18 protein-coding genes are annotated in these 21,513 nt (G+C 41.8%); 4 read left to right on the plus strand and 14 right to left on the minus strand.

Annotated features, from left to right (window positions below; translation table 11 throughout):
* Positions 1–197 precede the first annotated feature (197 nt).
* From ABZA00_RS08410 to ABZA00_RS08460, 11 genes are all read right to left on the minus strand, one after another.
* A complete protein-coding gene (locus ABZA00_RS08410; protein WP_372881711.1) occupies positions 198–1,166 on the minus strand; it encodes an AgmX/PglI C-terminal domain-containing protein in 969 nt (322 codons plus the stop codon).
* Positions 1,166–1,714 (minus strand): ExbD/TolR family protein, encoded by a 549-nt coding sequence (locus ABZA00_RS08415; RefSeq protein WP_372881712.1) that lies wholly within the window; start codon positions 1,712–1,714, stop codon positions 1,166–1,168. The genes ABZA00_RS08410 and ABZA00_RS08415 overlap by 1 nt, the downstream gene beginning before the upstream one ends.
* Positions 1,711–2,265 (minus strand): ExbD/TolR family protein, encoded by a 555-nt coding sequence (locus ABZA00_RS08420; protein WP_372881713.1) that lies wholly within the window; start codon positions 2,263–2,265, stop codon positions 1,711–1,713. Before ABZA00_RS08420 ends, ABZA00_RS08415 begins: the two co-directional genes overlap by 4 nt.
* A 13-nt stretch (positions 2,266–2,278) precedes the next feature.
* Positions 2,279–2,923, minus strand: a complete 645-nt coding sequence (locus tag ABZA00_RS08425; protein WP_372881714.1) for a MotA/TolQ/ExbB proton channel family protein — start codon at positions 2,921–2,923, stop codon at positions 2,279–2,281.
* Between the two features lie 451 nt (positions 2,924–3,374).
* Positions 3,375–3,650: a hypothetical protein gene (locus ABZA00_RS08430; protein WP_372881715.1), complete on the minus strand. Its 276-nt coding sequence runs from the start codon at positions 3,648–3,650 to the stop codon at positions 3,375–3,377.
* A gap of 3 nt (positions 3,651–3,653) precedes the next feature.
* Entirely contained in the window at positions 3,654–4,334 is a 681-nt protein-coding gene (locus tag ABZA00_RS08435) for a tetratricopeptide repeat protein (protein ID WP_372881716.1), read from the minus strand.
* Positions 4,321–7,239 (minus strand): tol-pal system YbgF family protein, encoded by a 2,919-nt coding sequence (locus ABZA00_RS08440; protein WP_372881717.1) that lies wholly within the window; start codon positions 7,237–7,239, stop codon positions 4,321–4,323. The genes ABZA00_RS08435 and ABZA00_RS08440 overlap by 14 nt, the downstream gene beginning before the upstream one ends.
* On the minus strand, positions 7,236–9,179 hold the full coding sequence (locus tag ABZA00_RS08445) for a hypothetical protein (RefSeq protein ID WP_372881718.1): 1,944 nt from the start codon (positions 9,177–9,179) through the stop codon (positions 7,236–7,238). The genes ABZA00_RS08440 and ABZA00_RS08445 overlap by 4 nt, the downstream gene beginning before the upstream one ends.
* Positions 9,180–9,189: 10 nt before the next feature.
* A complete protein-coding gene (locus tag ABZA00_RS08450) occupies positions 9,190–9,690 on the minus strand; it encodes a hypothetical protein (RefSeq protein ID WP_372881719.1) in 501 nt (166 codons plus the stop codon).
* Positions 9,691–9,717: 27 nt separating this feature from the next.
* Positions 9,718–10,302, minus strand: a complete 585-nt coding sequence (locus ABZA00_RS08455; protein ID WP_372881720.1) for an outer membrane beta-barrel protein — start codon at positions 10,300–10,302, stop codon at positions 9,718–9,720.
* 91 nt (positions 10,303–10,393) lie between these two features.
* Positions 10,394–10,741 (minus strand): hypothetical protein, encoded by a 348-nt coding sequence (locus tag ABZA00_RS08460; protein ID WP_372881721.1) that lies wholly within the window; start codon positions 10,739–10,741, stop codon positions 10,394–10,396.
* 324 nt (positions 10,742–11,065) lie between these two features.
* Here ABZA00_RS08460 and ABZA00_RS08465 point away from each other — a divergent pair, with 324 nt between their 5' ends.
* Together ABZA00_RS08465 and ABZA00_RS08470 are read left to right on the plus strand one after the other, a co-directional pair.
* Positions 11,066–11,725, plus strand: coding sequence for a Bax inhibitor-1/YccA family protein (locus ABZA00_RS08465; protein WP_372881722.1), 660 nt, complete (start codon positions 11,066–11,068; stop codon positions 11,723–11,725).
* A 347-nt stretch (positions 11,726–12,072) separates the two neighbouring features.
* Positions 12,073–12,684 carry a GDSL-type esterase/lipase family protein gene (locus tag ABZA00_RS08470; protein ID WP_372881723.1) on the plus strand — a complete coding sequence of 204 codons (612 nt, stop codon included), beginning with the start codon at positions 12,073–12,075 and terminating at the stop codon, positions 12,682–12,684.
* 615 nt (positions 12,685–13,299) lie between these two features.
* Here the strand turns inward: ABZA00_RS08470 and lolE are convergent.
* From lolE to ABZA00_RS08485, 3 genes are read right to left on the minus strand one after another with little or no spacing between them, the layout of a single operon-like run.
* Positions 13,300–14,541 (minus strand): lipoprotein-releasing ABC transporter permease subunit LolE, encoded by a 1,242-nt coding sequence (gene lolE, locus ABZA00_RS08475; RefSeq protein WP_372881724.1) that lies wholly within the window; start codon positions 14,539–14,541, stop codon positions 13,300–13,302.
* Positions 14,541–15,224, minus strand: a complete 684-nt coding sequence (gene lolD, locus ABZA00_RS08480; RefSeq protein ID WP_372881725.1) for a lipoprotein-releasing ABC transporter ATP-binding protein LolD — start codon at positions 15,222–15,224, stop codon at positions 14,541–14,543. Before lolD ends, lolE begins: the two co-directional genes overlap by 1 nt.
* A complete protein-coding gene (locus ABZA00_RS08485) occupies positions 15,217–16,443 on the minus strand; it encodes a lipoprotein-releasing ABC transporter permease subunit (RefSeq protein WP_372881726.1) in 1,227 nt (408 codons plus the stop codon). Before ABZA00_RS08485 ends, lolD begins: the two co-directional genes overlap by 8 nt.
* Before the next feature lie 621 nt (positions 16,444–17,064).
* Between ABZA00_RS08485 and mfd the strand changes: the two genes are divergently transcribed.
* Positions 17,065–20,553: a transcription-repair coupling factor gene (gene mfd, locus ABZA00_RS08490; protein ID WP_372881727.1), complete on the plus strand. Its 3,489-nt coding sequence runs from the start codon at positions 17,065–17,067 to the stop codon at positions 20,551–20,553.
* Between the two features lie 4 nt (positions 20,554–20,557).
* The gene (locus ABZA00_RS08495; protein WP_372881728.1) at positions 20,558–21,322 is read left to right on the plus strand and encodes a peptidoglycan binding protein CsiV; all 765 of its coding nucleotides are present in this window, start codon (positions 20,558–20,560) and stop codon (positions 21,320–21,322) included.
* The last annotated feature ends 191 nt before the right edge of the window (positions 21,323–21,513 follow it).

Here is a 21,513-nt window from a genome sequence, read left to right on the forward strand (position 1 = left end):
GATCATGTGGCGGTGCTGCGCTAGATGCCCTGACGACTTATATCGAGCAACAAAATAGACCTAAGTAACGTTAATGCTTCGCATCAATGATTTTCATCACCGCCATGAATGACGGTGTTTTTCATCTAAATGGATAAAAAAATGGCTTCATCAGCATTGATGAAGCCATTGATAAGTCAAATTAAAAATAAGAGTGGTTAAAACGGTAAAAAGTTAAATGTATATTCCAGTTCCGTTGCGGCAACGGATTTCGGAGTAAAATTAATCAAACGAATTCTGCGCAACAGTTTTGCAGCAAAATCATCATTATCAATTTCAGAGGCAATGATACTAACAGCAGAAACACGACCATCGGGTAAAATGATTAGCTTAACTGTAACACTCCCTTCCAGGCTTGGGTCGCTACGCAACGCTCGGCGATAGATTGAATAGATAGCGCTTTTGTTTCTGTCAAACATCTGGCGAATTGATTCGCTACTACGTTTTCCAGAAGCACTTTCATAAGTCTTAGTTTCCTTCACTTGCTGCGCCATTTTATCAACTACCGTTGCAACTTGAGCAACTTGACCAGACTGATTTGAAGCTAATTGAGTGCCTTGCCCCACATCAGTAAAGCGTTTACCCGTAACACCGCCGGAGGTGCCCGCCGCTTTCTGTCCAAGTATGATCCGTTGCGCTTTTACCGCAGTTCCATTGCCTTGGGCTAAGCCATCATCAGTACTAGTGACTGCAGTTGGTACAGCTTTAGCCACGTCACGCATGGCATTTAGTTGTTGCGAAAGCGCTAACAGGCCAGATTGCTCTGCTTTGTCCTTCGCTTTTTTCTCCAGCTCTTTTTTAGTTACTTGAGGTTTTGGGTTGGGGTTGGGCTTGGGTTTAGGTATTGGCTCAGGCTTAGGTTTTGCTACCTCAGGTTTTGCTGTTTCTTTTTTCTGCTCAGGTTTAGGCTCGGGCGGTTTTACTTCCACCTTACTCTTCATTATTTTGACCAATTGCGGTGGTAACTTTTCTTTCTCTTCTCGACTCAGCTCTGGTAATTCCACAAATGAAACAAACACAGAAAACAGCAATGTTATTGCCAGCATAACTATAGCTAGAGTGTTAAAAAAACCATTTTCGATTTGAGGATTCCACCTTGGCAGGCTTTTATTTTCAATATAACTCACTACTGACCAGCCTCCATCATTGCACGCTGAGCCTGGATAAGTTGCTCATCACTTGCACCATAAACTTGCTCTACAGCTAAAGATATATTGGTATAACCAGCACTTGCAGAGGTTTGCATAACGCTCTTTAAGAGTGAATATGGAACATTCCTATCAGCCATAATGTTAATGCCGCGCCCCTCTTCAAGCTCTTTTTCTGATAACGGTGACTTTGCACTGTGATAATTTAACTCCTCAGTTAAACGCCCAATTTCTGTACTTTCGCTGCTCTTAAGATCAGCAACCTTGGCGATAGGCTTACCCTGCAGCAAAATAGCAGACTCAGAAACACTGAGCACCAGATTCTCCCGTGCGGCTTCTTTAGAAACAGACTCAGGCAGCTGTAACTCTTTATTATCCTGCAGCACCTGCACATCGGAAGCGTTCACCATCAAGAAAAATACTAAAATGGTGAAAATATCCATAAGTGAGACTAGCGATAACTTAGAGGTTTTTTTCATTCGCGCCTGGTGGCGCTCAATGCGAATTTGCCTTACCGATTTTTTCATTGCCTTACCTCTTGAGATGACGCGGTTAGTGCTGCGCTTTCTGTTCGAACAGGCGCATCACCCAATGAGATTTCGGGAAAAAGCTCTGCATCGACCACTGATGCAACAACCACCGCTTTGTAAGAGCGTGTTTTATCCATCAGAGAAATAATAGTTTGATAATCCGTATCTTCTTGTAAAAGAAGAGAGATATCCTTTTTCTCGATACTCTCGCTAAGCAATGCGGCTTTCAGCTGTTTGAGTGTATTCACAAATAAATCGTAATCGTAACCATCAGCATCAGCATCAGCGGGAATTACCTTAAGTAAATGCGTTTGCGGGTAATAGATTTCGATCTGTTCCTTAAACACCATAATTTCAATGTTCTTTGGCTCATCGCTTAGGGGCTGCTGCGTTGTATCGCTTAACTGAGGCAGCTTAAGATCTAAAATAGTAATATGTGAAAATACCATCATCATCAAAAGCACCGGCACCAACACGATCATCAAATTCATAAATGAAGTGATATCGAGCTCGACCTCTTCACGTTTGATCCTCTGCTTTCTAAACATAATTAAGTCCTAACTACTTAGTTTCAATTTTAGAAGGCACATTATTTTTGGCGATGATGTTTAAAAACTTAACGCCCGCTGTTTCTAGATTGGTAATGATTTCTGAGGTTTTAGTTTGCAGCACAGCATGGCAAACCAATAATGGAATAGCGGCAATAAGACCAAATGCAGTGGTGTTCATCGCTACCGAAATAGATTGTGACAGCAAGCTTGCTTTTTCAGCAGGATCAGCATTTGCTACCGCTGAGAATGCAGCAATCAGACCAATAATAGTACCTAATAGCCCCAGTAAGGTGGATATATTGGCTAACGTTGCCAGATACTGAGTACGCTTTTCAAGTTGTGGTAATGTCTCCATTACTTCTTCTTCCATTGCATGTTCAATTTCTTCACGCCTACGGGTATGCTCCATGCGGTTAATACCCGCCTGAAAAATAGTTGTAATAGCCGATTTCTCTGTTAATGATGCGATATTATTAAACTCAAGATTTTGTAGCAATGGATTAATCGCTGCGATCGCTTTACCGTTTTGACGTGAAACTTTAAATAAATAGAGCGCACGTTCAAGGGCAATAGCTAAACCAATAGTTAAAACAATTGCAATTGGCAGCATGAAATTGCCACCTTCTTGGAAAAAACGAATAATTGTATCGAACATAAAGTACTCCAAAAAATGTAATGTGATTATTAAAATTTGTTATTAAGTTAATACCATTAAGGTCTTATACCAAGTGCATTAAAGAAGTGATCTTGTATTGCGTAGGAAAAATGAACGCTAGCAAGGCATGAGTTACAGGAAGTAGTTATTCTCCTTTCACAAAATTATATAGAACAATTTTGAACAGCTTTAGCTGACCACGAAGTGGTGAAGAACAGGACGTTCTGAATAAAACTCATCACGCAGATAGCGTTTATTTTAACCAGCTAGGCTGATCATTTAATTAATCCAATTGGTATTATTGTTAATGTATGGCTGATAAATAAGTCTTGCTGTAAAAATGAATTATCGGAAATACCCTTGAGCTTCCATCTAAATTCTTAAAATATGCACTATCAATTAATAAATTATTGCGCCTATTTATTAAACCTACATTGATATCCATTTAGCATTAATGGTGTGCATTAAAATACTCCATCTCACGGGCTAAACTAGCAGCATCAAGTGGCAGGAATTTCTGCCGGTTTTGCTCATTAACCAGCTGCACCGATACATCACTAAATACTTCAGGTTTTTGCCAAGGGACAATAGTCAGTACTTTGGGCTGCTCTTTATCCCCGACAATGGTTGCTTGCAACGACAGTGTCCTGTGCGGCTTTTCTTTAGTCACTTCAGCACTCGCCCATGGAGCTAACAACAACATAACGGCCGCTGTAAACATTTTCATTATTTATCCCTTGTTTGCTTGCGCTATTTGCGAGTCAATATCACGGATCCAGCCTTTCACTCTACGGTTACCATCTGGATTTAGCAGTTGATAAGTTTGATAGTTTTCAAGTGCCGAGGCTTTTTGGTTTAAATATAAATCCTGCAAAATTGCAAGATTTAAATACGCATCAGAAAAGCCCGGCCACGCTGAAATAGCCGCTTGATAACTTTGTTCTGCTTCAGTAAATCTTCCTAGCTTACGCTGCAAAACACCTAAGCGATTATGTGCATAATAATTATATTTATTTGCACTTACTGCTGCTTGATAGTGCTTTATTGCCGCAGATTCATCCTGCTGTGCCATAGCAAGATCTCCGAGCTGTAACTCAATCCCGGAAAAACCCGGGTATTGATCGCGCAAACTTAGCAAAAGCTGCTTTGCTGTATCTAGCTGCTTACTATTTTTGAACGCTAAGGCCTGTTTAAATGATGCAGCCAATGAATCTGGTACCACCTCTGCCGTTGACAGATAAGCATTAGGCGATGCTAAAAGTGTTTGTTTATATAACTCTTTAGTACTAAGTTCAACCTTCGCTGAAGTATGTTCCTGAGTCCGTGCTTCTTGTACTTCTGGTGCTAAGCTACAACCGGCTAAAGTTAACAGTGCCAACCCCGTTAGCTTGTGTCTATTAATAAATATCATTAACATCCTCAACAATAATTTCTGGCTTGTAATAACGACCTGGCTGCAATTTACTCAGCTCGTTAAAGCTCCTTTTAATCCATTCATCATAGATTCCTGAATGGGCACTTTTGCTGTTGTTTACATGTACTGCAATGGCTTGTTCTTCAAAGGGATATGCGTATTCTTCGAGCAAAATATCATACTGCTCTAGTGCTAGCTCATCTAAGCCCGTTGGCCGCTCAGAAGCCATAAGATCATTGGCCAATTGCAGATAGAGCTGTGCAAGCTCATAGCTTGCTGCGGTTGAAAACTCTGCAACCTTATAATCGAGCACCCGATTAAGGGCGACAATACTCTCATTAAGCAGGGCTTGCTTTTTAGTTAAGCTTTTTGCTAGCGGCAATTGCAACTTGCTACGCTTAAAGTTAGCTACCGGTATTTTGCTTAGCTCGTTGGCAGCCATTGCCGCTAAATAACGAGAACGGGCATTGCGCGTATCTCCTGCATTAGCGTCACTCTCAATTAACTTAGTTAACCAAAAATTACGTTTTAAAGGCTGCTTAGTTTCTAAGTAGTATTCACTCAATATAAACTGTGCTTCAAGCAAATTAACTAAGGGTTTAGGGTAGGTATGGGCATAAGTTCGATAAGCGCGCATTGCCTGTTCAGCATCACCACCCTTTTGGTAGGATTGCGCTGCCAACCATAATAATTCACGAGCACCTTCGCCTGCAGGGTTTTTCGCCCAGCCCTGTTTTAAATATTTGGCCGATTGAGACCATTGCTCAGTTTCCTGGTAAGCAAAAGCTAGCTTGGTGGGTATATCTGCGCTTAAGCTGTGACCATTAAAACGTTCATTAAAGTCAAGCAGTTGCTCAATCGCTTCTTTATACTGCTGCTGATTAAGCAGGTGAGCCGCTAAATCATATTGCGCATTAACACGCACTTCGCTATTAGGTACAAGCTTAATTATACGTTTTAAGTGCTTAATCCCCGCATCCATATGGGCTGGTTCACTGGCTATTGCAGCTTCGGCTTGCCGGTAAATAGAAAGACCTAACTGATCGGATAAACCCTCATAGCTTTTATTATTTGTCGCTAACACATTAAGGATTGCGGTATAGCTTGACTCTGCGTCAGCAAACTTTGCCAACTCAAATTGGCTATGAGCAATAACCAACTGCGCAGAGTGAACCTGTGCATCCGAGAGCCGACCTCTGTCGAGCAACGCTTGCTGAGCAAGCAGCAAAGCTTGTTCATAGTGCTTCTCTTTAAAGCGCTGTTGAAACAAGCTTACCTGTAAAAGCATACTGCGCGGATCGCTATTAAAGGTATCCAAAAAGAAATTAATCGCTGTGAGTTGCGCGGCTTTATATTTACCAGCCTGCTCAGTGGCAGCGGGATGAGTCAGTAGGGTTTGGTAAGCTAAAATAACAGCATATGCAGCATCAGCACGATGGTCGTTGGCTTTAAACGGCTCAATTAGCGCACCATTTTTACTCACCGGCGCATGGTTAATATCACTATTTACTACCTGCTGGTACTGCTCAATAGCGGCATCAATATTGCCTGATTTAAGCAGTGTTTCAGCATAGTAATAACGAATTGACGCCTGCGCTTGATCATCAGGGAAGTTAGCTAAATACTGTTGGTAACCTTCTGAAGCAGCTTGATAATACTCTGCTATTTTTGCAGCCAAGGCCTTATTAGCTTGCGGCCACTTAAGCTCCAGTGCCTGAGCTGCAGCATGCTGATTTTGAGCCTTAACTTTTAATAGTTGTTTTAATGTTTGCGCAGCTTGTTCTCGCGTATTGCTACTTTTACCAAGCCAGTAATCATTAGTCAGCTGATAGTCAGCAATAAATGTTTGTTGCTGCTCAAGCACTAAACCCGGGAAGCGCCCTTGAGTTAATATCTCAAGTTTGTTTAGCGCAAATAAAACAGAGGTTTCACTACTCGGGTAACGTTTAATAAATGCTTCTAGTACATCAGCCGCTTCGGTATAGCGCTGTTTCTTCAGCAAATCATCGGCTAACAACTCATAGTTCAGTTGCTCATATTGGCGCGGCCCCACTGCAGAATAGTGCCTTTGAATACTCTTTGCACCATCAGCTTGATTGAAAATCAATGTCATTACCGCAAATGAGTCCCGTAATAACAGCTGCTCTTTCTTCGTTAGCTGATTGGCAATAGCATCTACACTATAAATGCGTGAAGCATGTTCAGCAGAGATTAACCTATCCAAAATATCAGTGAAATTAGTTAATGCTTCAGAGTGACGCTCTAATTTAAAGTTGCTCCAACCTTGCATATACAAGGCAATACTGTAATAGGGGTTGTTTTCCGGCTTATCAACAACCTGCTGATAGCTGTTAAGCGCCAGATTATAATTACCTTGGCTATATAATATTTCAGCTTGCCTAAAGTAGAGTTCCACTAAATAGGGTGTATTTGGGTAATCTTTGATAATAGATTGAATAACAATCAGGCTTTCTTCCTGCTTACCTTGTAAATCATAGGCTTTAGCTAATTGATACATGAGCTTATCAGCATGCTGACTATCAGGAAATTCAGCTAAAAATTGATTGATAGAAACAACTGCGCGCTGGTAATGGGCATTCGCCTTCTCGGGAATATCAATTTGCTCCTGATCAAGCTGCATAACATCAACATTGATAATCCGCTGTTTAATTTTCAAAGCCAGTTCGGGATCATCAATACCGTCAAGAATACTTTGATAAGTAGAACTTAACTCACCCAGTTGCAGCTTAGGCATTAGCGGTTTAACTTGCAATGAAGGGGATAGGTCTAGCGTGGCTAACGTTGCACCACGAGCACCAGCCTGCTGCGGCTCGGAGCCGATAGCACACCCCCCTAAAATGGCTGTGCTGACAGCCAGTGCTATAATGTGCTTTTTATTCATGGTAATACTTTCTCATTAAGCTTAGTTATGGCAGGAGAATTGTCTAAGGTACTGTCATCACGAAGGCGCACCATCGCTAATTCAGCATGAGTAATATAATGTTTAAGATCATTAAGTTGACTCACTAATAAGTCTTCAAACTGTGCTGTTACGCGCACCAGAACGGTTTGATAATGCTTTTCTGCCAGCAGCAACTGTTGATCTATTTTGGCGAGTTGCTTAGTCAATAATTGCGGATCACGATCTTTTAGCTCAAGTACATATTGTTGCTGTGCCAGTAAGTTATGTTTAGCGGCTAGCATTTCTGCGGTTAAATAATAATCACCAATGTGCCATATCAACCCACCGGCAACGCGATTGAGTCGCTCTCGTAAAATAGGATAATCTGTATGTTTAGTATCTATAGTCTTAAGTGCAGTTTCTAAGGTTTGATAGCGTTTATAGGCTGACAGCAGGCCTTCTTGCTCACCAATTAAACTATCCTGGCTAAAATAATTCCCCATCAACAGCTTGGCCCGGCTATTAATAATGTTAATATTTTTCAGCTTATTTTGCTCTCTAACCAGCAACTGCTCTGCGAGCTTAAGCTCGCTAGCCGATAAACTTTCTAAAGTGATACTCGGATCTGCATAATAACGCTGAGCCATGGCTAATAATTGAAGCTGCCATGCTGCCAGTTGTAAACGCAAACCTTCCGTTTGCTTAAGCGCTGCAAGGCTACGCTGAAATTCAGAAGAGGCTACTTGGGCATAATTATCAATACCTTTAGGCAAACGTAAGGTAATTTTCCCAACATCTAAAAAGTTTTCACTGTTATTTTCAAGCAGAGACGATAGATAGCCGGGCTTATTCAATCTGCTTAGTTCAGCCGTTAATAAATTTTGCGTGTTACTAAAGTGTTGTATGGCATTTTGATAAGCTGAGTAAGCATGCTCTGCTTTACCTAAGCGCTCTAATGCATAAGCACTCAGCATATAGCCTTCATTAACATAACTTGAAACACTGTCACGCTGCGTCAGTTGCTGCCAAATAGCTAAGGCACTGTTTAAGTCATTTTGGAAATAAGCCACTTTACCCATACCTAACATGGCTGACTCGGTATCCATACCGTTAAGCCTTACCTGCTTAAAGCTTGCCATTGCCTCGTCATAGCGTTTTAAATCGCTATAAATATATGCTTTTGCTAAATAGGACCTGTCTATAATCGCATTGAGTTCATCGTTAAATGACAAGCTATTAATATCCATATTGCCGCGATAAGCCAGATTTGCCAGCTCCTCTTCCTCAGTCGCCGCAGAGACTGACAGCAATGCGAGCGCAGTATCGCTATCTTGTTGCGCTAATGCTTTCATTGCATGATTAAACGCAAGGTAACGATGTTTAATTGAATTCGCTGATATATGCTTTTTGGCCCTAGCCAACTGCTCATCATTTTCTAAGGCAAGCGCAAGCTGAGCAGATAAATAATAAAACTCGTCTGAATATTCAGGGGATAAGTCTTCACCAATCATATCGTGAGCCTGCTGGGCTTTATCAAGATTCCCCTGCTGGTAAAAGCCTTGCATTAAGACAAAGAAGACATAATCACGATATGCGCCTGGCAACTGCTTAGCGGCAGACTGTTGGTTAAAATAACGCGTAAAGATTTCACTGGCATTATCATCAAAATCAAAGTGCAGTACTAAGCCTGCATGTAGCAGCTTTGTTTTTGCACTTAACCTTTCGCCATTGAGTTTGGCATGTTCAAGGGTTGTTAAAGCATGCAGATAATCACCCTGGTGGTAATAAAACTGCGCTTCGCGTTGTAGTATGTTTTGCTCTGGCTCTGCAGCAATGTTATTAGCATAGCTAGCAGGCAAGTAAGTACTGCTCAGTAACGCAACAGCGGCTAATTTAGCCATGCGCATTGCGCGTAGCAAAGGACGAATAGTCATTTTCATAGACACTCCGCTACAGCTTAACCAAGTCAAGTACGGCATAGCTTAGATTTTTAGGTTGCTCTGCACTTAATAAAACCGAGTAAGCCTGGTTATCTTTAGTAAATTTATGTGTTAGTGCCCGTTTAACGGGTAAACCAAAGTTATCCGTACCGGTAATAAAGGCAACCAATTTATGCTCACCAGCTGGCAATACTCCAACATAAAATTTATCTACTCCACCACGCTCTAATGCGGCAGTTTGGCGCGCTGTATATTGCTTGTTAATTAATTCATTATTATCAAGCAACACTTTAAGTTCGCTTATACGAAATGAGTGCCCTGTGTTAACTGCAAAATGTAACGCTAATTGCTGATTTTTGGGGTAAAACAGCTGTGCTTCCAGTTGTGCTATCTCGGCACTGATTATGACAGTATCTTTTTTAAGTTGCTGTAATGTTTTATTGTTTTCTGCGCTAACGGTACCCGCAAACAGCAGTCCCGCCATCATGGCCCAAAAGAGTATAAACTTCATTATATTTCCTTACCTAAGATTGCCAGATTAAAAGTAATAGCCTAGGCCCAGGGTAGCTTGTGGATCTAGAGACCAGCCGTCTGTTATGAAAGCTTTGTGTAAGTTGCCGCGAAGTTCAGCACGTGCTGAAATGTTATCAGATAGCATTATGCGGTAACCTGCACCACCGACAATAGTTTTAAAATTGCTTTCTCTAAACTGAATAATGCCCCCACCACCAATTACATAAATCGATGATTTAGCTCGGAAATTTGAACTCAAGTAAGTATCTTGATGGAGCTTGTAGCCTATGACCAGATCAGCAATAGTCATATCTCCACCTGTTTCAAAGCTCTTGGTATTAAATAGCGAAGCCTCAGTAAACCAGTGATTATTAAAGTGGTAGCCTAACTTTCCCCCGACTCCTAAACCTGTACTGTTATCTATACGGTAATCGTCAACATTAAGTAAACCGCCGACAATGCCCACCTCAAAATCACGGGAATGCATATCTAGTTCTACCGTATCATTTTTAATGACAGGCTCGAGAACACTGGCTGTATTATCTGCAGCAAATACAGTTGTTGAGGCTAAAAAAAGTGAACAGGCTAAAAATCCCGGACGAGTAAACATATAAATCTCCTAAAAAGTCACACACTGTGACTCGGGCATATTAGGCCCGATATTCCATTAACATAGTTATTGCTGGTATTATTAAAATAGTTTATTGGCGGTAATCGCCTTTGATTTTAAAAGAATCAAATATTGAAGAATTGTTGAGGCTTACCTTTTGACCTTCCCGAGTGGTTAATGCGGAAATATCTTGCTCGGCTAACCAGCCCTTTACACCCGAGATAGTTTGCACCTGCAGAAAACCAGCTCGACGGGCAAGGACCTGCAGTTGTTGACCTTTTTCAACAGCATAAAACTGTTGTGCTGCATCAGTGTTACGGTGCAACTCTACGTAATCAGCTTTAACAGTTAATACCATTGGGCTATCTTGCTGTGCATGCACTGCAAAAGAGATTGCCGTCAACAATAAAGCTGGTAGAGTAAAAGAAAGTAAGTTCATAATGGTAACGCCATTTTATTATTCCGTGATGATTTGTTGAACAAATGTAACATTAGAAGTGTTACATTTGGTCGTGCTATTCTGTACCTAATCTATTCTGTACCTAATCAAAATTTAAACCCGCTATACGGTTTTACGGGGGGCAAAATAACATGTTTTGATATTTATTCAAGCTCTCAGAGAAGGAATACGACTCTACAATCAACACCTCTATTGATGAAATAATATAAACTGCTATTTTTTGTATAGACTAGAAATATTAGCGTATTTAATCACGGCCATGCTATGATGAATGATAACAATTTTGATCAACCTGGAGAGAAAATGAATTCACATATTACCAATAGTCAAACCCACAGTCATGGAATTGCTATTAACAAAGTATTAAAAAATACTTATATGCTGTTAGGCATGACCCTGGCTTTTTCTGCTTTAACTGCAACCTTAGCAACGATCATGCAAATCGGTCCCATTGTATCTCTGGTACTGATGCTTGTTGGTTTTGGTTTATTGTTTGTGGTTTCTAAAAATGCCAATTCCAGTAAAGGCCTTTTCTGGGTATTTATGTTCACCGGCGTGATGGGTGCATCATTAGGTAACATGCTTAACCATTATTTAGCAATGGAAAACGGAACCGCGTTAATCATGCAGGCGTTAGGCTCGACCGCAATGATTTTCTTCGCACTTTCAGCTTACGTGCTAACATCGCGTAAAGATTTTTCATTTATGGGCGGCTTTTTAATGGCCGGTATGATTGCCGTTGTTATTGCGATGATCGCCAATATCTTTTTACAAATACCGATAATGCAGGTTGTGATTAGCAGTGTTGTGGTACTGATTATGTCCGGTATGATCCTTTTTGATACCAGCCGTATTATCAATGGTGGTGAGACTAATTACATCAACGCAACCGTCTCTTTATACCTGAACCTGTTTAATCTGTTTATTCATTTATTAACATTGTTAAACATTTTGGATGAGTAATACTTTATAACATGATCGTGCAGTTGGCTCATTTAATAATAAATTTGTAGAAGTGATGCATTTTTATTGGTTCACTTGGGGTGCGGACTTCAGTCCGCATCTTTTGATTTTGTTTAGATAAACTAACAATGCGGACTAAAAAGGGCTCACAGAGTTCTGCCCGCTCATAAACCTGAACTGCCGTTCAATTCGCTCCGCGCCCCAAAACATTAAAATATTAGCTTTAAGAAAAAATCAGCTAAAAATAAATTGTTACACTTAACCTGATGAGTTATCTACATAAGCATATTTTCTAATTTCAACAAAAAACGCACTCAGGTGCGTTTTTTTATTTACAGGTATAAATAATGAAACGTTCTGTTTTTTTCCTGGTTGTTTTAGTTTTTCTCTCTGCCTGCTCTGAGCCTACCACAAAATTATCCCCTCTTATCCAGACACAGCCTATACTCGCCTTTGGAGATAGCCTCACCTTTGGCTACGGTGCGGCCAAAGAGCAAAGTTATCCGGCTCAGTTAAGTACACTAATCAACATTCCGGTGATTAATGCGGGGATCAGTGGCGAATTGAGTGAGCAGGGAGTAAAAAGATTGGAGTCGCTGTTAACATTACATAACCCACAATTGTTACTGTTATGTCACGGGGGAAACGATATCCTGAAAAATCGCGATCTGAATACCATGGCAGGCAATCTAAAAGAGATGGTTAGGTTAGCGCAGCAGAGAGGCATTGCAGTTGTCCTGCTCGCAGTGCCCCGCCCCGGACTTATTTTATCGCCGCTTGAACAATATCAGCAGGTAGCGGATGAAATGCAGATTATCATTGAAAATGAGGTCATTACAGACGTATTACAGCGGCCTAAATACCACCGCGATATGATCCATCCGAACAGCTTAGGCTATCAGGAAATCGCCCGTGCAATCGCCAATCTGTTAGACAAGCACGGCGCAATCAGTTTGTAAGAGAGCGGCGGGTTTCGAGTAGCGAGCATCAAGGCAAGAAGCAAGAAGCAAGAGGTTAGTGGTTAGTGGTTAGTGGTTAGAACTGTAGTTTACTAGCTGTGAGCTTCGGGTTACGAGCTTCCCCACTGTCATTTTATGCTCAGCTTCTAGTCGCAGCTTCAGCCGGATTGTTATTTATATTAATTTTCTGAATCGACTGTGCACGGATGAAACAGAGACCGCTTGTGTAGCAGCGGAGCAAGTTAAAGCAAATCAGGTGGACAGTAGTCATTCCACGCAGTACCTGCCAAAACAATGCGGTTACGATATCCCCTTCCATTTTTTTTGCATTACCCACTCACTTGTTAACCCATCATCTTAGACATTACGTCCTTGTACTGGCTGAGACTAGAGAAACCCAGGTCTGACCTTCTTATGAGGCTAAACTGTGGTAAATAACTTCAGACATCCAGCCCACGACCTCCAAAAATGGATAGGATAGACCTGCGTTAGTTAACTTAACAAGTAATTCACGCTGAAAGCTGATGACTGACAGCTAATGACTTGTGACCAAGAGACAAGCTTCAAATGTGAGAAAAGAGTAGCCATGTTGCTGCCAGAGTCAACCCAGCCACCTTAATGGCTGAATCCCAACTCCTCTGCCGGCTCAACATTACTCGCTCGCCAGGCCGGATAAACGGTAGATAATACACTCATTACAAAAGCAATAACGGTCACAACTACAACCTGACTGTAGATTAACTGGGAGGGTAAAAAATCAATAAAATAGATATCACCTGATAAAAATTTATGGCCGATTAGATTCTCGATAAATTTAATAATATCGGTCAAATTTAATGCCAGATAAATACCAATTAACGCCCCTAAAAGAGAGCCGATTAAGCCATTAAAGGCGCCCTGCACAATAAATATGCCACGGAGCATCCATTTTGAAGCCCCCATGGTTTTTAAAATAGCAATATCGCCTTTTTTTTCATTAACCGCCATCACCAGAGTGGAGACAATATTAAAGCATGCGACCGCGATAACCAGTAATAAAATCACATACATTAATGACTTAACCATCTGAATATCCTGATATAGATATCCCTGGCTGGTGATCCAGCTTTTTATATAGAGATAATCACTGAGACTGTATCCCACATCACGTGCTAATATCTGAGCATTTAAAACATCCTCAACTTTCAGGGCAATACCATTAGCACTTTGCATCCCTAATATTTGTTTAGCATCCTCGATATGCATAAATCCAAGCGCATTATCCAACTGCCCTCCCATCTCAAATAAAGCCGCTAATGTAAGCTTAATTTGCTGCGGTGCCTTCAGGTGCTGCCCCGATGCAGGCGGTAATATCAAAATCAGTGAATCACCAACATTAATGTCAAGTTTCTCCGCAGCACTTTTACCGAGAATGATGGCGTTTTGCCCCTCTTCCAGTAACTCCCAACCGCCACCTTTAATATATTGCTCAACGGCAGTGACATTATTTTCGCTTTCAGGCATTACCGCACGAATCTGCAGCGCCTTCATTTCATTATCTTTCTGTAATAAGCCGTTCAAACTGATATAGGGACTGGCGCCGATAACGCCGGGGTAATCTGCAGCCTGCTGCAGCGAGCGGTTGAGGTTGCGAAAACTGCCATGCACGGTTTCTAATTCCGCGTGAGGGATAACAGCCAGCATCTGCTCACGTAACGCTTTTTCAAAACCATTCATGGTTGATAAACCGACGATTAACACCGCAACACCGAGTGATATACCCAATATGGATGCGATAGAAATAAATGAAACAAACTTATTTTTATGTTTAGCCTGGCTATAACGTAACCCGATAAACAATGCTAAGGGCCGAAACATTATAGATTTCCCTGTAAAACGCCGCTTACCATCTGTTCCTGGCGGGTCAATTTATTGGCCAGCTGCTGATCATGGGTCACCACAACAAAAGCTGTTCCGAGTTCCTCATTAAGGGTTTTAATTAACTGGTAGACACTTTCTGCACTTTTTGCATCCAGGTTCCCTGTCGGTTCATCGGCCAACACCAATTTGGGTTTATTAATTAAAGCCCGTGCGATCGCGACACGTTGTCTTTCTCCGCCGGAAAGCTCAGAGGGGCGGTGTAAAATACGATGTTCCAAGCCAACACGTTTTAACATTGCTTCTGACCTTTTTTTCGCGGTTTTAATGCTCTCGCCTGCAATTAGTAGCGGCATGGCGACATTTTCCAGGGCATTAAACTCAGAGAGAAGATGATGAAACTGGTATACAAAACCTAAACTTTTATTACGCCACTCTGCCTGCTGGTTGGCTGATAATTGATGAATATTTTTACCTTTATAAAATACAGCCCCCTGAGTGGGAGTATCAAGCGCCCCCAAGAGATGCAATAAAGTACTTTTTCCGGAGCCGGAACTGCCGACAATAGCTAATAATTCACCACTGTGCACCGCCAAATCCACATTATGTAAAACCGGCGTGGTTAATTTACCCTCACGGTAAACTTTACTTAAATTACGACAGACTAATATCTCTTTATTCATATCTTAATGACTCTACTGGGCTCACTTTTCCAGCGCGATATGCCGGATACAAGGTAGCAATTAAACTTAATAACATGGCACCGAACATGATCACAACAATCTGTGTCGGCTCATATAAAACAGGTAATAAACGGCTGCCGCCAGACGCATTGGAGAGCAGGTTAAGCCCTAAAAAAGATAAGATTTCATTAATGTTGTAACTCACTAATAAACCTAACAGGGTACCGATAAAAGCGCCCGCAATACCGCTCCAGGCTCCTTGAATAATAAAAATAAGATTAAGTGTTGTGCCTTTAATGCCGAGCGTTTTCAAAATAGCCACTTCAGCATTTTTATCATTCACCACCATCACCGACGCAGACAGTATGTTAAATGCAGCAACGGAAATAATTAAACACAACAATAGCCAAATCATATTTTTTTCCATTTTAACTGCGGCAAATAATTCACCGTGAGTTTGCCGCCAGTCCTGCACGGTTTGCCCCTCTGCCAATTTCGGCACTTCCCAGGACTGCACATCAAAGGGATCGTCAAAATAAAGCCTTAATCCTGTCACCTGAGCCGGGTTAATTCTGATTAATCGCGCTGCATCTTGTGCATGTAATAAAACCAGCTGCTTATCAACATCAGAGCCAACGTCAAACAGACCAACCACAGTAAAATTGCGCTGACTGGGAATCCGCCCTAAGGGAGTAAAGCGGCTGCCGCGGGCAGAGATAATTCTAACCTTATCCCCCAGAGTTGCACCCAATTGACGCGCTAAACTTTGTCCGATAATAACGTTATATTGGCCGGCGATTAATGAACTTAATTGACCGCGATGAATCTTGTCTTTAACCACCTCGCTTGCATACAGCTCAGGTATAATGCCTTCAAGCTGCACACCCTGCAGACCTTTATTGCCCTGAATAATGGCTTCACTGCGCACTACGGGCTCAACTGTTTTAACCAGTGCGATATTTACTAATCCGGGTACCTGCGCTTGCCAGTCATCCATTACCTGCTCTTCATTACTGATAATGGCATGCGGAACCGCCCCTAAAATCCGCATTTTCAGTTCATTCTCAAAACCATTCATAACAGATAATACAGTGATCAGTGCCAGCACACCCAGAGTAATGCCGCCCGTTGAAAACAGAGATACAAATGAGACAAATTTATTGTTACGCTTTGATTTGGTATAGCGTAATCCGATAAATACACTGAGGGGGTAGAACATACATTCCTTTAGTATATGAAGTGTTATCCGGGCATAAAATTAAAGCTCAACAAGCCCCAAAAAAACACCTAACACGTTGATTAAAAATTATTATTATACTCAAACCACTTGAATATAAACATTCTAAAGTATCTGCGCAGATCAAGATACTGAAAATTCTTTAAATTAAAGCGATTACCTTAATCTACTTCTATACCCATGTTACTTCAAAATGCTTTGTCAGGCACGAGCTTGGAAATCAGAGCAAGGCGCAACATGAGCACCTTTCGCGAGATTAACGTTGTTAATCCACTATCGGTAAGTGTAAATGCAAGCATTTACACCTTAAATGGATATTCCCTTTTCGATTGCTGCAACGCAGCACTGGTTTTCGAGCTAGCGCCCCGTAGGGCAAGGGAAATTGCACCAATCTGCTTTGAATAACTAGACTTCAATTTTATGTCTAGGATCTCGGCACAATTGACCTTGCTGACTTTGCATCTTGAAGTATCATGGGTATACATCCAGCTGGGGGATCAATAGAGAGACGATACAACATTCGAAGTTCGTTGCATATTTACTGTAAACAGTTGAAAATAGTTGGGTAGCTCTACTAATAAAAATAACGGAAAACACATTCACATGACTCAAAAAGCATTATTACCTATTCCCTTATTAAAGAAAAAAACCGATCGTTTAACATTCGGTAATTTACCCGGCAGCAGCCAGGCACTGGCTATTAGTGAATGTGCAAAGCAGCAAACATCGCCCCTGATTTTAATCGTTAATGATACCCCAAGCGCTTTAAAGTTAAGGCAGGAACTTGAGTTTTTCGTTGAAGAAAACCTTGAGCTGGTCACCTTTCCTGACTGGGAAACATTACCCTACGATAACTTTTCGCCCCATCAGGATATTATTTCAACCCGGATTGAAACATTATATAAATTACCTAATCTGAAAAAAGCGATTTTAATTGTCCCGATCAGTACACTTTTATTACGTATCGCACCACCAGCTTATCTGAAACAGCACACCCTGATCATCAAAAAACAGGAAAAAATAGAATTACAAACGTTACGTGCGGAGCTGGAAGAAGCTGGTTATTACGCAGTCGATCAGGTTATGGAACATGGCGAGTTCTGCGCACGCGGATCGTTATTAGATATTTACCCTATGGGCAGTGATACCCCCTACCGTATTGACTTCTTTGATGATGAAATTGACTCGATTCGTCCCTTTGACAGTGAAAGCCAACGCTCTTTAAAAACAATTGATGAGATAAAATTACTGCCTGCCCATGAGTTTGCCACGGATCAGGATGCAATTAAACGTTTTAAAATCCAGTTTGCCAATAAGTTCACTTCACCATTATCAACCGGTAAAGAATCTATTTTTCAGGAAATCAGTCAGCATAATCTGCCTGCGGGTATTGAATATTATCTGCCCCTGTTTTTCGATCAAACCGCCAGTTTATTTGAGTATTTTCCCAAAGACTCCCGACTGGCCATTGTCGGTGATATCAATCAGGCCACCATCGATTTCTGGCAGACACTGTCAACACGTTATCAGGAAAAATCGGTCGATCTGTTCCGTCCTTTATTGCCTCCTGAAGAATTATACCTGCGTCATGAGCAGTGTTTTGAACAGATAAATCAGTGGCCGCGTTTTTATCTACAGGAACAAGCTGTTGAGCAGGAAAAAGCCGGCAGGCAGAACTTAGCACTGCAGCAACTGCCGAATGTGCAGATCGAACATAAAAAAAATGAACCTTTACAGCAGCTGCAGCAATTTATTAAAAATTTTGCCGGTAAAATTTTGTTCAGTGTTGAATCCTCCGGGCGCAAAGAATCTTTAATAGAGTTACTCGCACCATTAAAAATTTCCCTGAGTGAATTTGCCGGTCTGAGTGCATTTATCGCCGGTAAAAAACAGATTGGCGTCACCATCAGCCAGGTTGAAAACAGCTTTATCTTAAGCGATGCGGCGGTTGCCTTTATTACCGAAAATGAATTATTAGGTCATAAGGTAACCCAGCGACGCCGACGCAAAGAGAGTAGTGATGAAAACTACAGCTCTGAGCATATCGTGCGTAATTTGGCGGAGCTAAAAATAGGCCAGCCGGTTGTCCATATTGATCATGGTGTCGGTAAATATTTAGGCTTGGAAACCATAGAAACCGCCGGCAATTTAACCGAATTCGTAAAACTTGAATATCTGCGTGGTGATAAACTCTATGTGCCGGTCAGCTCCCTGCATCTGATCAGCCGTTACAGCGGTCACGATGTTGATAACGCTCCGATTAACAAATTAGGCACGGAAACCTGGCAAAAAGCTAAAAAACGGGCTGCAGAAAAAGTGCGCGATGTCGCAGCTGAATTGCTTGAAGTCTATGCCCAACGCGCTGCAAAAGTGGGCTATCAATATAAGCTTAATAAAGCGCATTACGCCATGTTCAGCAATGATTTTCCCTTTGAAGAAACCCATGACCAGGCCCTCTCCATTAATGCGGTGTTATCTGATATGTGCTCTTCACAACCGATGGACAGACTGGTTTGCGGTGATGTCGGCTTTGGTAAAACCGAGGTTGCGATGCGTGCCGCTTTTTTAGCAACGGATAATTTACGTCAGGTTGCCCTGCTGGTGCCCACCACATTGCTTGCGCAGCAGCATTATGAAAACTTCAAGGACCGCTTTGCCAACTGGCCGGTGCGGATTGAAACCTTATCACGCTTTAAAACGGCGAAAGAGCAGAAAAAAATTCTTGACGAGGCTAATCAGGGAAAAATTGATATCCTTATCGGTACTCACAAGCTCCTTAATAGTGATGTGAAATTTGCAGATTTGGGCTTGCTGATTATTGACGAAGAGCACCGCTTCGGGGTGCGCCAGAAAGAAAAAATTAAAGCGCTGCGTGCACAGATTGATATCTTAACCCTGACCGCAACGCCGATTCCAAGAACATTAAATATGTCGATGAACGGCATGCGGGATCTTTCCATTATCGCAACCCCGCCGGCAAAACGCTTAGCGGTAAAAACCTTTGTTGAGCAAAAAACAGATCGCCTGGTAAGCGATGCCATCACCCGCGAAATTATGCGCGGCGGGCAGGTTTACTTTTTGCATAATGATGTCGCCACCATCGAAAAAGCTGCTTTTGATATACAGCAGCTTTTACCCATGGCGAAAATATCCGTGGCGCACGGTCAGATGAATGAGCATCAGCTTGAGCAGATTATGACTGATTTTTATCATCAGCGGCAAAACGTTTTAGTCTGTACCACCATTATTGAAACCGGGATTGATATTCCCAGTGCCAATACTATTATCATCAACCGCGCTGACCATCTTGGCCTTGCCCAGTTGCACCAATTGCGCGGACGGGTCGGTCGCTCCCATCACCAGGCTTATGCCTATCTTCTCACCCCGCAGCCAAAACTGATGACCAAAGATGCGCAGAAACGTTTACAGGCAATTGCCGCATTAGATACATTAGGCGCCGGTTTTACCCTGGCGACACACGACTTGGAGATCCGTGGCGCCGGCGAATTATTAGGTGATGAACAGTCCGGGCAGATCGCCAGCATTGGTTACAATCTGTATATGGAGATGTTAAATCAGGCCGTTAATGCATTACAAAATGGTCAGGAGCCGACATTAGAACATCTGCTCGCCAGCCAGGCAGAAGTTGAACTGCGCATTCCGGCATTGATTCCCGATGATTACATTCATGATGTTAATATGCGTTTATCTTTGTACAAACGTATTGCCAACAGCAGCAATAAACTGGCATTAAAAGAGATTCAGGTTGAACTGATAGATCGCTTCGGTTTATTACCGGCGGCGACTAAAAACCTTATCCAGTTAACTGAAATAAAACAGCAGTGCACGCCCTTAGGTATTAAACGTTTAGAAGCGCACGCAAATGGTGGTAATATTTTATTTACGGAAAACACCCCGGTAGATCCGATGTTCCTGGTCTCTTTACTGCAGACACAAGGGAATATTTTTAAACTTGAGGGGCCGACCAAACTTAAATTTAGCTGTGATCTGCCTGATAACCGCCAGCGCATCAACTGGATCACGCAATTATTAAAAAGTTTTGCAGATAATTTAATAAAAACAAAAGGATAATAAATTGATTAATAAATTTTTATTACCGGCCATTTTGCTGTGCTGCAGTTTTTCCAGCGCTGCGGAAGAGCGCTGGTTCGAAGTCGAAGTACTGCTTGTTAAACGTAATATCAACATTGATCAGCTTGGTGAAAAATTATCTGATCAAGCGCTTGTTGTAAACACCGACAGCAGCATCTCCATGTTAAAAGCAGATCCCGCCGGTACAACAAATCCCGTTGTTATTACCAGCCGGGAGTTTGACGGCAATGCTAATAATTTTAAATTACTGGACAGCTCTCACTTACAACTCACTGAACAACGTAAAAAATTAGCAGCGCATGCCGCCTATAGTCCGGTTTTACATATGGCCTGGCAGATGCCGGTTACAAGCGCCAATATCGCCAAACCTATCCATCTTTTTGCGGGCGACAATCTGGAAATAGCATCCCCATCAGGTAATAAATGGGCAATCGACGGTAATTTCAAAATATATTTAGACCATTATCTGTTTATCGACAGCCAGTTAATTGTCCGCCAAAAAACCATTCAGGCACCAGTCAAAGTACAAGCGGCAGGTCTTGACGATTTACCTGTGGTTGACCGCCAAAACGGCGTAGAGATCATTGCTCCCAATGCCGAGCCCGCGATGTTTGACAACAGCCCGCAGGTGGTTATCAAAGAGACTTTGTTTGATCAACAACGCCGTTTAAAAAGTGAAGAGATCCATTATCTGGACCATCCATTGATGGGTATTATTGTACAGATAAGAAAAATTGCAGGCAGTTAAATTCCTTAGAAAAACCTGTCAGGCTAAACCTTAGACTGACAGATTATTACTTAACCTCAACTCTGGATAGTGGGCATTATAATAGATGAAGTTATCTTTTTTGACTCATGTAGAGCTCAATGCCGGGATTTTCGTTCCTTTCAAGGCAAGGTTGTGAAGTAATAGCCGGCTATTACAAGCAAACTTAACGC

This window comes from Psychromonas sp., assembly GCF_041586535.1.
Lineage (GTDB): Bacteria > Pseudomonadota > Gammaproteobacteria > Enterobacterales > Psychromonadaceae > Psychromonas.

Coding starts and splice junctions, on each gene's coding strand:
- ABZA00_RS08415 (WP_372881712.1), bottom strand. CDS start 1,714: ATGAAAAAATCGGTAAGGCAAATTCGCATTGAGCGCCACCAGGCGCGA.
- ABZA00_RS08420 (WP_372881713.1), bottom strand. CDS start 2,265: ATGTTTAGAAAGCAGAGGATCAAACGTGAAGAGGTCGAGCTCGATATC.
- ABZA00_RS08425 (WP_372881714.1), bottom strand. CDS start 2,923: ATGTTCGATACAATTATTCGTTTTTTCCAAGAAGGTGGCAATTTCATG.
- ABZA00_RS08430 (WP_372881715.1), bottom strand. CDS start 3,650: ATGAAAATGTTTACAGCGGCCGTTATGTTGTTGTTAGCTCCATGGGCG.
- ABZA00_RS08435 (WP_372881716.1), bottom strand. CDS start 4,334: ATGATATTTATTAATAGACACAAGCTAACGGGGTTGGCACTGTTAACT.
- ABZA00_RS08440 (WP_372881717.1), bottom strand. CDS start 7,239: ATGAATAAAAAGCACATTATAGCACTGGCTGTCAGCACAGCCATTTTA.
- ABZA00_RS08445 (WP_372881718.1), bottom strand. CDS start 9,179: ATGAAAATGACTATTCGTCCTTTGCTACGCGCAATGCGCATGGCTAAA.
- ABZA00_RS08450 (WP_372881719.1), bottom strand. CDS start 9,690: ATGAAGTTTATACTCTTTTGGGCCATGATGGCGGGACTGCTGTTTGCG.
- ABZA00_RS08455 (WP_372881720.1), bottom strand. CDS start 10,302: ATGTTTACTCGTCCGGGATTTTTAGCCTGTTCACTTTTTTTAGCCTCA.
- ABZA00_RS08460 (WP_372881721.1), bottom strand. CDS start 10,741: ATGAACTTACTTTCTTTTACTCTACCAGCTTTATTGTTGACGGCAATC.
- ABZA00_RS08465 (WP_372881722.1), top strand. CDS start 11,066: ATGAATTCACATATTACCAATAGTCAAACCCACAGTCATGGAATTGCT.
- ABZA00_RS08470 (WP_372881723.1), top strand. CDS start 12,073: ATGAAACGTTCTGTTTTTTTCCTGGTTGTTTTAGTTTTTCTCTCTGCC.
- lolE (WP_372881724.1), bottom strand. CDS start 14,541: ATGTTTCGGCCCTTAGCATTGTTTATCGGGTTACGTTATAGCCAGGCT.
- lolD (WP_372881725.1), bottom strand. CDS start 15,224: ATGAATAAAGAGATATTAGTCTGTCGTAATTTAAGTAAAGTTTACCGT.
- ABZA00_RS08485 (WP_372881726.1), bottom strand. CDS start 16,443: ATGTTCTACCCCCTCAGTGTATTTATCGGATTACGCTATACCAAATCA.
- mfd (WP_372881727.1), top strand. CDS start 17,065: ATGACTCAAAAAGCATTATTACCTATTCCCTTATTAAAGAAAAAAACC.